The organism is Actinocatenispora rupis, from assembly GCF_016861975.1.
Lineage (GTDB): Bacteria > Actinomycetota > Actinomycetes > Mycobacteriales > Micromonosporaceae > Actinocatenispora > Actinocatenispora rupis.
On sequence record NZ_BOMB01000046.1, the window covers coordinates 65,568 to 77,589 of the forward strand.

Genomic DNA, 12,022 nt, shown 5'->3' on the forward strand with positions numbered 1-12,022 from the left:
TCCGATTTTGGAGCCGCCACGGCACCGTGTACCCTTACCCAGGCACCTCCCCGCAAGGGAGGTCGCGCCCCTTTAGCTCAGTCGGCAGAGCGTCTCCATGGTAAGGAGAAGGTCTACGGTTCGATTCCGTAAAGGGGCTCGCGATGGGAGAAGTGTGCTCACGGAAATCGTGAGCCATGATCGCTCGCAATGCTGGCCGGGGGGACGACCTCCCGAGCCCCCCGTACCCCCAGCGGGGCCGGGTGGTTGGAGCCTTGCTGGTTTCGGCCTGGCGGTGTAGCTCAGTTGGCAGAGCAAGCGGCTCATAATCGCTGTGTCGCCGGTTCGAGTCCGGCCACCGCTACGAGGCATCGCCATCGGGCGATGTACCCTGGTCCGGGCGCGTCCCGCGCCGTACCGGTCGACCCCCTCCGGGTCACCGAGGACACATCGTTAGACGAGAAAGGCACTCCGCCGTGGCCAAGGCGACTGATGTACGTCCGAAGATCACGATGGCGTGCGTGGAGTGCAAGGAGCGCAACTACATCACGCGCAAGAACCGTCGCAACGACCCGGATCGCATGGAGCTGAAGAAGTTCTGCCCGCGTTGCGGCAAGCACACCGCGCACCGCGAGACCCGATAGGCATCGCGCGGCCCTCCGGGTCGCGTCCGCCGCATCAGCTTGACGACCGGCGCCCTCGGGTGGCCGGTCGTTTCGTGTCCCTGCCGTACGTCGTGGGAGAGGCAGCATGCCGCTGGACAGCTCGTTCGTGGGTCGCAGCTACCCGCCCACCCCGCCGTACGAGGTGGGTCGGGAGAAGATCCGCGAGTTCGCCGCGGCGCTCGGCGACGACAACCCGGTGTACCGGGATCCCGCCGCGGCGCGCGCCCTCGGGCATCCGGACGTCATCGCGCCGCCGACGTTCCCGATCGTGCTGACGCTGCCGGCGAGCGCGGCCCTCATCGACGACCCCGAGCTGGGCCTCGACTTCAGCCGCGTCGTACACGGGGACCAGCGCTTCGAGTACCACCGGCCGGTGCGTGCCGGTGACCGGCTGAGCTGCGTGGTCACCGTGGAGAAGATCCGGTCGATGGCCGGCAACGACATGATCACCACCCGCACCGAGCTGGCCGACGAGTCCGGCGAGCAGGTGGCCACGGCGTGGTCCACCCTGGTGGTACGCGGACCCGAGGAGCCGGCGTGATCTCGTACGACGACGTGACCGTCGGCACCGAGCTGCCCGCCCGCAGCTTCCCGGTCACCCGCGCCGACCTCGTCCGGTACGCCGGGGCCTCCGGCGACTTCAACCCGATCCACTGGAACCAGCGGGTCGCCACCACCGTCGGCCTGCCGGACGTCATCGCGCACGGCATGCTCACCATGGGGCTGGCCGCCCGCGCGGTCACCGACTGGACCGGCGATCCCGCCGCACTGCGGGACTTCACGGTGCGCTTCGCCCGGCCGGTCGTCGTACCGGACACCGACGAGGGCACCTCGGTAGAGGTCACCGGAGTGGTGAAGCGCACCCTCGACGACCACCAGGTACTGGTCGATCTGACCGTCTCCGCCGCCGGTACGAAGGTGCTCGGCCAGGCCCGCGCGACGGTCCGGCTGGCCTGACCGGGTGCCGGTTGGGAGATTGAGGCGACAACCCGTACACTGGTCCGCCGGGGGTGCTGACCGCTGCGTGGTTGACGCTGATCGCGCATGTCGTTGCCCTTGGAAAGCGTGACACCGCACCGGTACGTCCGGCGTGGAGGTCACGGAGGGGCGTGGCGCAATTGGCAGCGCAGCGGTCTCCAAAACCGCAGGTTGCAGGTTCGAGTCCTGTCGCCCCTGCGCCGAGGACGTCCCGGCCGGTCCGGCCGGGTGGGCGAGTCGTGGCAGTGCGCTGGTTCCGCCGTCGCGTTGGCCCGACACCGGCGCCGGCCTCTCGCCAAGGGGTTGGCCCGGACGCACAAATAGGTCAGGATCGAGCGTGTGCTCAACCCGGCCTGTACGTGGCTGGGACCTTGTTGGCATAGGACCTTGAGAGGGCTGAAGTGGCCGAGAGGAAGCGACGCGGCGGTGACGCCGACGGCGAGTCCGCCGACGGCGAAGTTCGCGACAGCCTCGATGAGGCCGCCACAGAGGACGCTCTCACCGACGCCGAGGACGACCTGACCGCGGACGAGGACTCGGTGGCCGACTCCGACGTGGAGACGTCCACGCGGTCGAAGCGTGCCAAGGGCGGGTCGAAGGACTCCGACTCCAAGACGGTCGCCGTGCGCAGCAAGCGTTCCGCGGACAAGGGCGGGAAGGCCGACAGGTCGGCGAAGAAGGACGGGAAGTCCGGCAAGAAGGGCAAGCCCGCCGACACCCGTCCGCGTGGCCTGGCCCGGATTCCGTTGTTCATCCGGGAGGTCGTCGCCGAGCTCCGCAAGGTGATCTGGCCCACCCGCAAGGAACTCGTGACGTACGCCGTGGTCGTGATCGTGTTCGTTGCGGTCATCCTGACCATCGTGGGACTTCTCGACGTCGCCTTCTCCAAGGGGGCACTGTGGGTCTTCGGCGCTGGTAACAATAAGTAGACGTAGCCTGCGGGGCCTTCGAGCCGCGTCCCCTGCCCAGGAGTCCGGCCTCGGTTTCCGGGCCCCTGATCCACATTGGAAGTGAGCAAGCGTGTCTGAGTTCGACGAGACCGGCCGACCGACCGACGAGAGCGAGACCTCGCCGGCGGTCCAGGCTGCCGCCACGACGGGTGGCGCGGCCGGGGACGGCACCGCCGAGCCGGCCGTTCCGGCGGCCGTGGCCACCGTCGAGAACGAGGTCGCCGAGGAGACCGGCCCCGCCGACGAGGCCGGTGCCGACGAGGTCGAGGTCGAAGAGGTCGAGGTCGACCCGGTGCAGGAGCTGCGCGACGCGCTCAAGCACGCCCCCGGCTACTGGTACGTCGTGCACTCGTACGCCGGGTACGAGAACAAGGTCAAGACCAACCTGGAGAGCCGTATCCAGAGCCTCGACATGGAGGACTACATCTACCAGGTCGAGGTGCCGACCCGGGAAGAGGTCGAGGTCAAGAACGGCAAGCGGCAGAACGTACAGAGCAAGGTCTTCCCGGGTTACATCCTGGTCCGCATGGACCTGATCCCGGAGTCGTACTCGTGCGTGCGTAACACGCCGGGTGTGACCGGGTTCGTCGGCGCTACCGACCGGGCCGACAACCCGTCGCCGCTGACCCTCGACGAGGTGCTCAAGTGGCTGGCTCCGGCGGTCAAGGAGGAGAAGGCCGCGGCCACCGGCGGCGGTGCCAAGCCCGAGATCAAGGTCGACTTCGAGGTCGGTGACTCGGTCACGGTCACCGACGGGGCGTTCGCCTCGCTGCCGGCGTCGATCTCGGAGATCAACGCGGACCAGCAGAAGCTGAAGGTGCTGGTCTCGATCTTCGGCCGGGAGACCCCGGTGGAGTTGAACTTCAACCAGGTCTCCAAGATTTGAGCCGTACATAGACGTCCGGCGCCCGGGACAGGCCCAGGTGCCGGTGTGTGAAGAGGAAGCCGCCGCCGAGGCACGCGAGTACCGGCCGAGACGGCAGAGTGCCGCGCCCGGCGGGAGGTAGAGCCGGGGCGGGACGTGTAGAGAAAGCCCAGGTCATGCCTCCGAAGAAGAAGCTCGTCACCACGTTCAAGCTTGAGCTGCCCGGCGGCCAGGCCACGCCGGCTCCGCCGGTCGGTCCGGCGCTCGGTCAGCACGGCGTGAACATCATGGAGTTCTGCAAGGCGTACAACGCCCAGACCGAGTCGCAGCGCGGCGAGATCGTCCCGGCCGAGATCAGCGTGTACGAGGACCGCTCGTTCACGTTCGTGCTGAAGACGCCGCCGGCCGCGAAGCTCCTGCTCAAGGCCGCCAGTGTGGCCAAGGGTTCGGGTGAGCCGCACAAGGAGAAGGTCGGCACGGTCACCCAGGCCCAGGTCCGGGAGATCGCCGAGAAGAAGATGCCCGACCTCAACGCGAACGATCTCGACCAGGCGTCGAAGATCATCGCCGGCACCGCCCGCAGCATGGGCATCACGGTCACCGACTGACCACCGCACTTCCCGTACCACGTGGGAGGGGCATGCGCTCGCCTCGTACCACGAACCACAGGCACAACGTGGAGGACCACATGGCGCAGCACGGCAAGGAGTACCGCAAGGCGTTCGAGGCGGTCGAGAAGGACAAGCTGTACAGCCCGCTGGAGGCCGTGGAGCTGGCGAAGTCGACCTCGAAGACCAAGTTCGACGCGACCGTCGAGGTCGCGATGCGGCTGGGCGTCGACCCCCGCAAGGCGGACCAGATGGTGCGCGGCACCGTCAACCTGCCGCACGGCACCGGCAAGACCGCCCGCGTGATCGTGTTCGCGACCGGTGACAAGGCCAACGAGGCCGTCGCCGCCGGCGCCGACGAGGTCGGCACGGACGAGCTGATCGCCCGCATCCAGGGCGGCTGGCTGGACTTCGACGCGGCGATCGCCACCCCGGACCAGATGGCCAAGGTCGGCCGGATCGCGCGGATCCTGGGCCCGCGCGGCCTGATGCCGAACCCGAAGACCGGCACGGTCACGATGGACGTGACCAAGGCGGTCGCCGACATCAAGGGCGGCAAGATCACCTTCCGGGTGGACAAGCACTCGAACCTGCACCTGATCATCGGCAAGGCGAGCTTCGGCGAGCGTCAGCTCGTCGAGAACTACGCCGCCGTACTGGACGAGGTGCTCCGGGTGAAGCCCGCGTCGTCGAAGGGCAAGTACATCAAGAAGGTCAGCCTGTCGACGACGATGGGTCCTGGCATCCAGGTCGACCCGAACCGCACCCGCAACCTCACCGAGGACGAGGTGCCGGTCGTCTGACGACCTGGGCGGTACGTCGTCGCTGACGTACCTGTCGCTTCGAACGGGGCACGCCGACTGGTCGGGGTGCCCCGTTCCGCGTGAGTACCCGTGTGGCGTGGCCGACTCCGGTTGGAGCCGGACCCGCCGGGTCTTGTACGCTTGACTCGCTTACCACAGACCGCTGGTCACCATGCCGGTTCGCCGGTGTGGTCGAAGGTTCCGCCGGGGCGGACGACCCGCGCAGGGAAGACGGACGTGATGGACACCGGCCACCCAGGCTCCCGGGTGGCGACGGTTGCCGGCGCCGGCGATCCCGACCTGATGCCACGTCCCACGTGGCCGAGGCCGGCCAGCCGAAGGCCGACACCGATTCCGGTCCCCGCCCCGTGCGCCCTGCGCCGGGGCGTTTCTCATTCCTACCGGGCCTCGCACCAACCAGCCCGAGTACGCATGAGAGGAGGGACATGGCGGACACACATGGCCGGACCAAGCCGGTACGCGAGGACAAGGCCGCGGCTGTCGCCGAGATCGTCGACCGTTTCAACTCGGCTACGGCGACCGTGCTGACCGAGTACCGCGGACTGAGCGTTTCGCAGATCTCGGAGCTGCGTCGGGCTCTCGGCCCGGACACGCACTACCGGGTCGCGAAGAACACGCTGGTCAAGATCGCGGCCAAGGAGGCCGGGGTCGAGGGCCTGGAGGACATGTTCTCGGGGCCGACCGCCGTCACGTTCGTCAACGGCGACGTGGTCGACGCGGCCAAGGGGCTGCGCAACTTCGCCAAGGACAACCCGGCTCTGGTCATCAAGGGTGGCGTCTTCGAGGGCAAGAAGCTCTCGGCTGAGGACGTGACCAAGCTGGCCGACCTGGAGTCCCGTGAGGTGCTCCTCGCCAAGCTGGCGGGCGCCATGAAGGGCAACCTGTCCAAGGCCGCGAGCCTGTTCCAGGCTCCGCTGTCGAAGACGGCGCGGCTCGCGCAGGCGTTGGCCGACAAGCAGGGCGCACAGGGCGGCGAAGCCGCCTGAGTGGTGCGGGTCGCCCGACCCGTACTGCCGAGCGGCCGTCCGGCCGTTCCCATGTTGCCGATACGCCGCGGTACCGACCGCGGGTTGTACGAAAGGAATACCGCCACCATGGCGAAGCTCAGCACCGAGGAGCTGCTCGACGCGTTCAAGGAAATGACGCTGATCGAGCTGTCCGACTTCGTGAAGCAGTTCGAGGAGACCTTCGAGGTCACCGCGGCTGCGCCGGTCGCCGTCGCCGCTGCCGGCGGCGCCGCCGCCCCGGCCGAGGCCGCCGTCGAGCAGGACGAGTTCGACGTCATCCTTGAGTCGGCCGGCGACAAGAAGATCCAGGTCATCAAGGAGGTGCGCGCGCTCACGAGCCTGGGCCTGAAGGAGGCCAAGGACGTCGTCGAGGGCGCCCCGAAGGCGATCCTGGAGAAGGTCACCAAGGAGGCCGCGGAGAAGGCCAAGGCGCAGCTTGAGGGCGCCGGCGGCACCGTGACCCTGAAGTAAGGGTCGCTCGCGGTTCCACGTCGAGGGCGGTCATCCCGTACGGGGTGACCGCCCTTTTCGCTGCCCGTACGGGCGCTTGCGGTACGTCGGTAGATTTCGTTCTGCGGAGGTGCCGGATGGGCGATGACGTACGGATCGAGCCGGAGACGTTGCGGAGCGCGGCCAAGCAGATCGCCGAATCGCCCGTGGCGCTGGAGGGCGCGGTGGCGGCCGCGACCGGCGAGGCGGCCGGCGCGAGCGCGACGAATCCGGGTTTCGCCACGTCGGCGGCGTTGGACAGTTTCGTCGGTGAGGTCGAGCAGGCGGTGCAGCGCGTGACGCGCACGCTCTCCCGGCACGGCGACGGCCTGACCGCCAACGCCGACAAGTACGACACGACCGAGCAGGACGTCAAGGACTCGTTCACCGTCTGACGGGCCGGAGGTGGACCGTGCCGGAGTACATGCAGCTCCTGATGTCGGTACCGGCGGACTACGGTGCGGTCGCGACCTCGCTCCAGGCGCTGGCCGCGGAGGTACGTGGGGTCAACGGCACGTTCGGTACGGCGACGCAGCAGTTGCAGGCCGAGTGGGTCGGACAGGACGCGAACTCGCAGGAGCAGAAGGCGAAGAAGGTCGACCGTGGGCTGGGTCTGGTGTCGGCGGCGCTGGGCAACGCGGCGACGGTGCTGGAGTCGGGTGCCGGCGAACTGGGCGCCGCGGTGAGCGCCCTGCGGTCGATCGTGCAGAGCGCGATGGACGTCGGCACGTGGGTGCTGCCGACCGGTACCGCGATCATCGGTCCGCAGCAGTGGAGCCAGATCGCTTCGGCGGGGCCGGCGGCGGGCGCGGTGGAGGCGGCGTACCAGGCGGTCGCGGAGGCGTACACGGCGATCATCGAGGCGTCGGTGGTGTCGGCGACCGGGATGGACGAGAACGTGTCGGCGCAGCTGCGCGGCATCCAGCTGAAGTTGGAGAGCGCGCTGCCGTTCGACTCCACCTCGGACCACGGCGCGTACTTCAACTACCAGGGCTCGACCGACCAGCCGAACGCGCGCGGCGAGATCGGCAACCACCTGAACGAGGCGTGGTGCCGGTTGAACGGGGAGACGCCGCTGGCGACGGAGGTGCGGGTCAACCCGTCGGCGACGAACTCCGACGACTACATGAAGGTCGACCGGCTGACGTTCGACGACCAGGGCACGATCCACGCGTACGAGGTGAAGACCGGTGCGGCGCAACCGAGTCCGGCGCAGCAGAACCTGCTGCCGCGGTTGCAGGGCGAGGGCACCGTCCATCCGTACGTGCCGGACACGCCGTCGACGCCGCCCGCCCTGGCGAACAGGACGCTGGACGGCGGGCAGATCGGTTCGGTGCGGGTGCAGCGCTGGGACATCGACAGCATGCCGTACGACGCGCGTGTCGCCCTGCGGCAGAACAGCGTCTCCGACGTACTGGGCGGGAGCGCCGGGCCCGGCCCGCAGACCTCGTTGTACAACTGGATGAACGGTTCGGGCGCGTACCAGCTGACCACGCTCTAGGAGGTCGCAGGATGACGGTGCGGGACGGCGACACGGTCGACAGCATCACGCGCTCCGCCGACGGTACGGCGGTGACGCTGCTGATGATCGAGGACCGGGCGTTCGACGGGTCGCGGCAGCAGGTCGAGCAGGTCGTCGCCAAGGTCAACACGTACCTGCGGTTCATCCAGACGGGGCAGATCCACCGCGAGTTGCCGGACACGCTGGGCCGGGAGCTGCGGGTGCGGCTGGTCTGCCAGCAGGCGCCGGAGGACGAGCTGATGGTGACGGCGTTGCGCTCCGCCGGCGGGATGTTCGCCCGCCACTCGGTGGACTTCGGTGTCGACGTCCTCCCGCCGGAGCTGGTCAACGGGGCCGGCTGATCAACGGGGCCGGCTGAGCAGCGCGCCGACCCCCGCGACGAAGCTGTCGTGGTGCGCCGGATCCTGCGGCGTCAGCCCCTCGGCGTACTCCGCGAGGTAGGTGTCGAGCGCGGTGCGCGCCCCGGCGTCGTCGCCGCGCAGGTGCTCGAAGAGGACGAGCCGGCGCAGGTTTCCCGCCCGCAGGATCTTCAGGTACGGCCGGCCCGCAAGGTGGTCGCGTACGAGGTCCGGGTCGGTGTGCCTGCGCTGCCAGGGCAGCAGCCGGTCGCGGACCAGTTCCACGGTGCGGGCGACGGCGTCCGGTACGTCCTCCGCCCGCCGTACGGTGATCCGGCTGTAGCGGAACGACTCGGGCGGCGGTACGACGTGATCGAGGACGGCGCTGACGGTCTGCGGCGGCGGCGCGGTGCCCGGCTCGTACGACTCCAGCCGGGCGAGCAGGTCCTCGGTCGGCCGGTGGATGACGCCCGGCGCCGGGTACTCCTGGTTCACGACGCCGCCGCGGGTGTTCTTGGGCAGCCGTACCTCGCCGGTCCACGCGCCGTCGTCGGTCAGCGCGATCGAGTACACGTCGGGCATGCCGGGTGTCCAGCCCAGCGCACCGAACGCATCGGCCTCAGCGGTACGCCAGGTCGCGAGCAGGTCGTCCACGGTGGTGGTCACGTCAGTCCCTCCGGTCCGAGGAGCCCGGTGACGGCTCGGGCCCCAGGCTACGTTGTGGGGCGATTCGGGCGCCGATCGCTACCGAGCGGAGCTGCGGAAAACACGGCAAGCCACGAAAGATCGCGACTCATCGGCGAAGCCAGAGAATCATGACGTACGTCTCGACTTAGACGTTACTCAGAAGTTAACTTATCCGCGTCACCACCGACTCCGCGGTTTCGTTGGCCTCCCCAAAACCACGATGGCCCGGAGTCGACCGTGGGGCCCGGGGCCGCGGAACGAGTGGCGACGGCGCGGCCCGGGTCCGTCGGCCGCCGGACGCGGCCCGCCGGTACCGGCCGGGAGGGGATGTTCACGTGGGCGTCGAGGTGCAGATCGAGGGGCTGACCAAGTCCTTCGGCCGCCAGAACATCTGGGCGGACGTGAGCTTCACGCTGCCCGCGGGCGAGATCTCGGTGCTGCTCGGCCCCTCCGGTACGGGCAAGTCGGTGTTCCTGAAGACGCTGGTCGGCCTGCTGAAGCCGGAGCAGGGCCACATCATGATCCAGGGCCGGGACCTGACGCGCCTCTCCGAGCGCGAGCTGTACGAGGTGCGCAAGCTGTTCGGGGTGCTGTTCCAGGACGGCGCCCTCTTCGGCTCCATGGACCTGTACGACAACGTCGCGTTCCCGCTGCGGGAGCACACCCGCAAGAGCGAGTCCGAGGTACGCCGGATCGTGATGGAGAAGCTCGACCTGGTCGGGCTGGCGGGCGACGAGCACAAGCTGCCGGGCCAGATCTCGGGCGGCATGCGCAAGCGGGCCGGGTTGGCCCGCGCGCTGGTGCTGGAGCCGGAGATCATCCTGTTCGACGAGCCGGACTCGGGCCTCGACCCGGTGCGTACGACGCTGCTGAACCATCTGATCGTCGACCTGAACCAGCAGACCGGCGCGACGTTCCTGATCGTCACGCACGACATCAACACGGCGCGGACCGTGCCGGACAACATCGGCCTGATCTACCGCCGGCACCTGGCGATGTTCGGGCCGCGGGAGATGCTGCTGTCGAGCCAGGAGCCCGTCGTCCGGCAGTTCCTGAACGCGCAGCGCCAGGGCCCGATCGGGATGGCCGAGGAGAAGGACGCGAGCGAACTGGAGGCGGAGGCCGCGTCCGGGCAGGAACTGCCGCCGCTGCCGCCGATCCCGTTGCAGATGCAGCCGCTGAACGGGGAGCCCCGGCCGGCCGAGCGGCCGCCCGGCGAGTGGTGCCGGCGCAACGGTGTGGTGCCGCCACCCGGGTCGTTCGCGCCGGCGGGCGGGTTCACCACGCCCGCCGACTGGCCGCGTCTCCAGGACGGCACGGTGCACGGCGGTGCCGACCCGCGGGCCGACACGGTCGTACTGGAGCGGGACAGGGCGGCGAGGGACTGGCGGCACGATGGCTAACCCGGTCTCCGGCGCGCTGCGCCACTCCGGTTCCTTCTTCGCGTACTGCCTGGACGCGTTGCGCGCGACGCCGCGCCGGCCGTTCCAGGTACGGGAGATGATCCAGCAGGCGTGGTTCGTGTCCAGCGTGTCGATCCTGCCGACGGCGCTGGTGGCGATCCCGTTCGGTGCGGTGATCGCGTTGCAGCTCGGCACTCTGACCAGCCAGCTCGGCGCCCAGTCGTACACGGGGGCGGCGAGCGTGCTGGCGGTGGTGCGGGAGGCCGGGCCGATCGTGACGGCGCTGCTGATCGCCGGCGCGGGCGGGTCGGCGATCTGCGCGGACCTGGGCGCGCGGAAGATCCGCGAGGAACTGGACGCGATGGAGGTGCTGGGCATCGACCCGATCCAGCGCCTCGTCGTACCGCGGGTGGTGGCGTGCATGATCGTCGCCGTACTGCTGAACGGGCTGGTCAACGTCGTCGGCGTGTCCGGCGGGTACTTCTTCAACGTGGTGATGCAGGGCGGCACGCCGGGCGCGTACCTGGCGAGTTTCCAGGCGCTGGGCCAGATCCAGGACCTCGTCATCGGTGAGATCAAGGCGCTGGTGTTCGGGATGATGGCGGCGCTGGTCGCGTCGTACAAGGGGATGACGGCGAAGGGCGGGCCGAAGGGCGTGGGCGACGCCGTCAACCAGAGCGTGGTCATCAGCTTCATGCTGCTGTTCGCCCTGAACTTCGTGATCACCTCGATCTACTTCCAGATCGTTCCGCAGAAGGGCACCTGATGGCGGGATTGCAGGAGGTGTACCGCAAGCCGCTGGGGTTTCTCGACGACCTCGGCGGCCAGTTGTCCTTCTACCTGCGGGCCTTCGCGTGGGCGCCGCGCACCGTCCGGCGGTACAAGCGGGAGGTGTTGCGGCTGCTGGCGGAGGTGAGTTTCGGGTCCGGTGCGCTGGCGGTCATCGGCGGCACGGTCGGCGTGATCGTGGCGATGACGTTCTTCACCGGCACGGAGGTCGGCCTCCAGGGCTACGAGGCGCTCAACCAGATCGGGTCGAGCGCGTTCACCGGCTTCATCTCGGCGTACTTCAACACGCGGGAGATCTCGCCGCTGGTGGCGGGGATCGCGCTGTCGGCGACGGTGGGCTGCGGTTTCACCGCGCAACTGGGCGCGATGCGTATCAACGAGGAGGTGGACGCGCTGGAGGTGATGGGCCTGCCGTCGCTGCCGTTCCTCGTGACGACGCGGATGATCGCCGGCCTCATCGCCGTCGTCCCGCTGTACGTGATCGGCCTGCTCGCCAGCTACCTGTCCACCCGCGAGATGGTCACCCTCTACTTCGGACAGTCGTCCGGCACGTACGACTACTACTTCCATCTGTTCCTGCCGCCCGAGGACGTGCTGTGGTCGTTCGGCAAGGTGCTGGTGTTCAGCGTGATCGTGGTGCTGATCCACTGCTACCACGGGTACAACGCGTCGGGCGGTCCGGCGGGTGTCGGGATCGCGGTGGGCCGCGCGGTGCGTACCGCGCTGGTCGCGATCAACGTGGTCGACTTCTTCCTGAGCCTCGCGATCTGGGGCGCCACCACGACGGTACGGATCAGCGGATGAGCGCGCGGACGGGCGCCGGACGGCGGGGTGCGCGATGGCGCTGAGGGGCGTGGTACGCCGGCGCCTGCTCGGCGTCGGCTTCGTCGTACTGGTGGTGCTGCTGCTCGCGGCGTC

General features: G+C 69.1%; 16 protein-coding genes and 3 tRNA genes. 18 read left to right on the forward strand and 1 reads right to left on the reverse strand.

Annotated elements, in window-relative coordinates:
• The first annotated feature begins 66 nt into the window (after positions 1–66).
• From Aru02nite_RS32610 to Aru02nite_RS32680, 15 genes are all read left to right on the forward strand, one after another.
• A tRNA-Thr gene (locus tag Aru02nite_RS32610) sits at positions 67–139 on the forward strand.
• Between the two features lie 131 nt (positions 140–270).
• Positions 271–343 (forward strand) — tRNA-Met (locus Aru02nite_RS32615).
• Positions 344–455: 112 nt separating this feature from the next.
• Positions 456–623 (forward strand): 50S ribosomal protein L33, encoded by a 168-nt coding sequence (rpmG, locus tag Aru02nite_RS32620; RefSeq protein ID WP_030446732.1) that lies wholly within the window; start codon positions 456–458, stop codon positions 621–623.
• 106 nt (positions 624–729) lie between these two features.
• Positions 730–1,185: a MaoC family dehydratase N-terminal domain-containing protein gene (locus Aru02nite_RS32625; protein WP_203664098.1), complete on the forward strand. Its 456-nt coding sequence runs from the start codon at positions 730–732 to the stop codon at positions 1,183–1,185.
• Entirely contained in the window at positions 1,182–1,601 is a 420-nt protein-coding gene (locus Aru02nite_RS32630) for a MaoC family dehydratase (RefSeq protein WP_203664099.1), read from the forward strand. The genes Aru02nite_RS32625 and Aru02nite_RS32630 overlap by 4 nt, the downstream gene beginning before the upstream one ends.
• Positions 1,602–1,747: 146 nt before the next feature.
• Positions 1,748–1,820, forward strand: a tRNA-Trp gene (locus tag Aru02nite_RS32635).
• Positions 1,821–2,023: 203 nt separating this feature from the next.
• Positions 2,024–2,551 (forward strand): preprotein translocase subunit SecE, encoded by a 528-nt coding sequence (gene secE, locus Aru02nite_RS32640; protein ID WP_239077089.1) that lies wholly within the window; start codon positions 2,024–2,026, stop codon positions 2,549–2,551.
• A gap of 91 nt (positions 2,552–2,642) precedes the next feature.
• Positions 2,643–3,458: a transcription termination/antitermination protein NusG gene (gene nusG / locus Aru02nite_RS32645; protein ID WP_308446288.1), complete on the forward strand. Its 816-nt coding sequence runs from the start codon at positions 2,643–2,645 to the stop codon at positions 3,456–3,458.
• 155 nt (positions 3,459–3,613) lie between these two features.
• A complete protein-coding gene (rplK, locus tag Aru02nite_RS32650; protein ID WP_203664101.1) occupies positions 3,614–4,045 on the forward strand; it encodes a 50S ribosomal protein L11 in 432 nt (143 codons plus the stop codon).
• Between the two features lie 80 nt (positions 4,046–4,125).
• Positions 4,126–4,848 (forward strand): 50S ribosomal protein L1, encoded by a 723-nt coding sequence (gene rplA, locus Aru02nite_RS32655; protein WP_203664102.1) that lies wholly within the window; start codon positions 4,126–4,128, stop codon positions 4,846–4,848.
• Positions 4,849–5,294: 446 nt separating this feature from the next.
• On the forward strand, positions 5,295–5,855 hold the full coding sequence (gene rplJ / locus Aru02nite_RS32660; protein ID WP_203664103.1) for a 50S ribosomal protein L10: 561 nt from the start codon (positions 5,295–5,297) through the stop codon (positions 5,853–5,855).
• Positions 5,856–5,963: 108 nt separating this feature from the next.
• Complete coding sequence (gene rplL, locus Aru02nite_RS32665) at positions 5,964–6,347, forward strand: 50S ribosomal protein L7/L12 (RefSeq protein WP_203664104.1); 384 nt, start codon at positions 5,964–5,966, stop codon at positions 6,345–6,347.
• Positions 6,348–6,463: 116 nt separating this feature from the next.
• Positions 6,464–6,760, forward strand: coding sequence for a DUF6317 family protein (locus Aru02nite_RS32670; RefSeq protein ID WP_203664105.1), 297 nt, complete (start codon positions 6,464–6,466; stop codon positions 6,758–6,760).
• 17 nt (positions 6,761–6,777) lie between these two features.
• Positions 6,778–7,866, forward strand: coding sequence for a WXG100 family type VII secretion target (locus Aru02nite_RS32675; RefSeq protein WP_203664106.1), 1,089 nt, complete (start codon positions 6,778–6,780; stop codon positions 7,864–7,866).
• Between the two features lie 11 nt (positions 7,867–7,877).
• Entirely contained in the window at positions 7,878–8,228 is a 351-nt protein-coding gene (locus Aru02nite_RS32680; protein ID WP_203664108.1) for a DUF6572 domain-containing protein, read from the forward strand.
• On the opposite strand, the gene Aru02nite_RS32685 is transcribed toward Aru02nite_RS32680, so the two are convergent.
• Positions 8,229–8,891: a hypothetical protein gene (locus Aru02nite_RS32685; protein ID WP_203664110.1), complete on the reverse strand. Its 663-nt coding sequence runs from the start codon at positions 8,889–8,891 to the stop codon at positions 8,229–8,231.
• 356 nt (positions 8,892–9,247) lie between these two features.
• Between Aru02nite_RS32685 and Aru02nite_RS32690 the strand changes: the two genes are divergently transcribed.
• From Aru02nite_RS32690 to Aru02nite_RS32700, 3 genes are read left to right on the forward strand one after another with little or no spacing between them, the layout of a single operon-like run.
• The gene (locus Aru02nite_RS32690; protein ID WP_203664112.1) at positions 9,248–10,315 is read left to right on the forward strand and encodes an ABC transporter ATP-binding protein; all 1,068 of its coding nucleotides are present in this window, start codon (positions 9,248–9,250) and stop codon (positions 10,313–10,315) included.
• Positions 10,308–11,081, forward strand: coding sequence for an MlaE family ABC transporter permease (locus tag Aru02nite_RS32695; RefSeq protein WP_203664114.1), 774 nt, complete (start codon positions 10,308–10,310; stop codon positions 11,079–11,081). The genes Aru02nite_RS32690 and Aru02nite_RS32695 overlap by 8 nt, the downstream gene beginning before the upstream one ends.
• A complete protein-coding gene (locus tag Aru02nite_RS32700; RefSeq protein WP_203664116.1) occupies positions 11,081–11,908 on the forward strand; it encodes an MlaE family ABC transporter permease in 828 nt (275 codons plus the stop codon). Before Aru02nite_RS32695 ends, Aru02nite_RS32700 begins: the two co-directional genes overlap by 1 nt.
• Positions 11,909–12,022: the final 114 nt, after the last annotated feature.

Coding starts and splice junctions, on each gene's coding strand:
- Aru02nite_RS32625 (WP_203664098.1), top strand. CDS start 730: ATGCCGCTGGACAGCTCGTTCGTGGGTCGCAGCTACCCGCCCACCCCG.
- rplK (WP_203664101.1), top strand. CDS start 3,614: ATGCCTCCGAAGAAGAAGCTCGTCACCACGTTCAAGCTTGAGCTGCCC.
- rplA (WP_203664102.1), top strand. CDS start 4,126: ATGGCGCAGCACGGCAAGGAGTACCGCAAGGCGTTCGAGGCGGTCGAG.
- rplJ (WP_203664103.1), top strand. CDS start 5,295: ATGGCGGACACACATGGCCGGACCAAGCCGGTACGCGAGGACAAGGCC.
- rplL (WP_203664104.1), top strand. CDS start 5,964: ATGGCGAAGCTCAGCACCGAGGAGCTGCTCGACGCGTTCAAGGAAATG.
- Aru02nite_RS32670 (WP_203664105.1), top strand. CDS start 6,464: ATGGGCGATGACGTACGGATCGAGCCGGAGACGTTGCGGAGCGCGGCC.
- Aru02nite_RS32680 (WP_203664108.1), top strand. CDS start 7,878: ATGACGGTGCGGGACGGCGACACGGTCGACAGCATCACGCGCTCCGCC.
- Aru02nite_RS32695 (WP_203664114.1), top strand. CDS start 10,308: ATGGCTAACCCGGTCTCCGGCGCGCTGCGCCACTCCGGTTCCTTCTTC.
- Aru02nite_RS32700 (WP_203664116.1), top strand. CDS start 11,081: ATGGCGGGATTGCAGGAGGTGTACCGCAAGCCGCTGGGGTTTCTCGAC.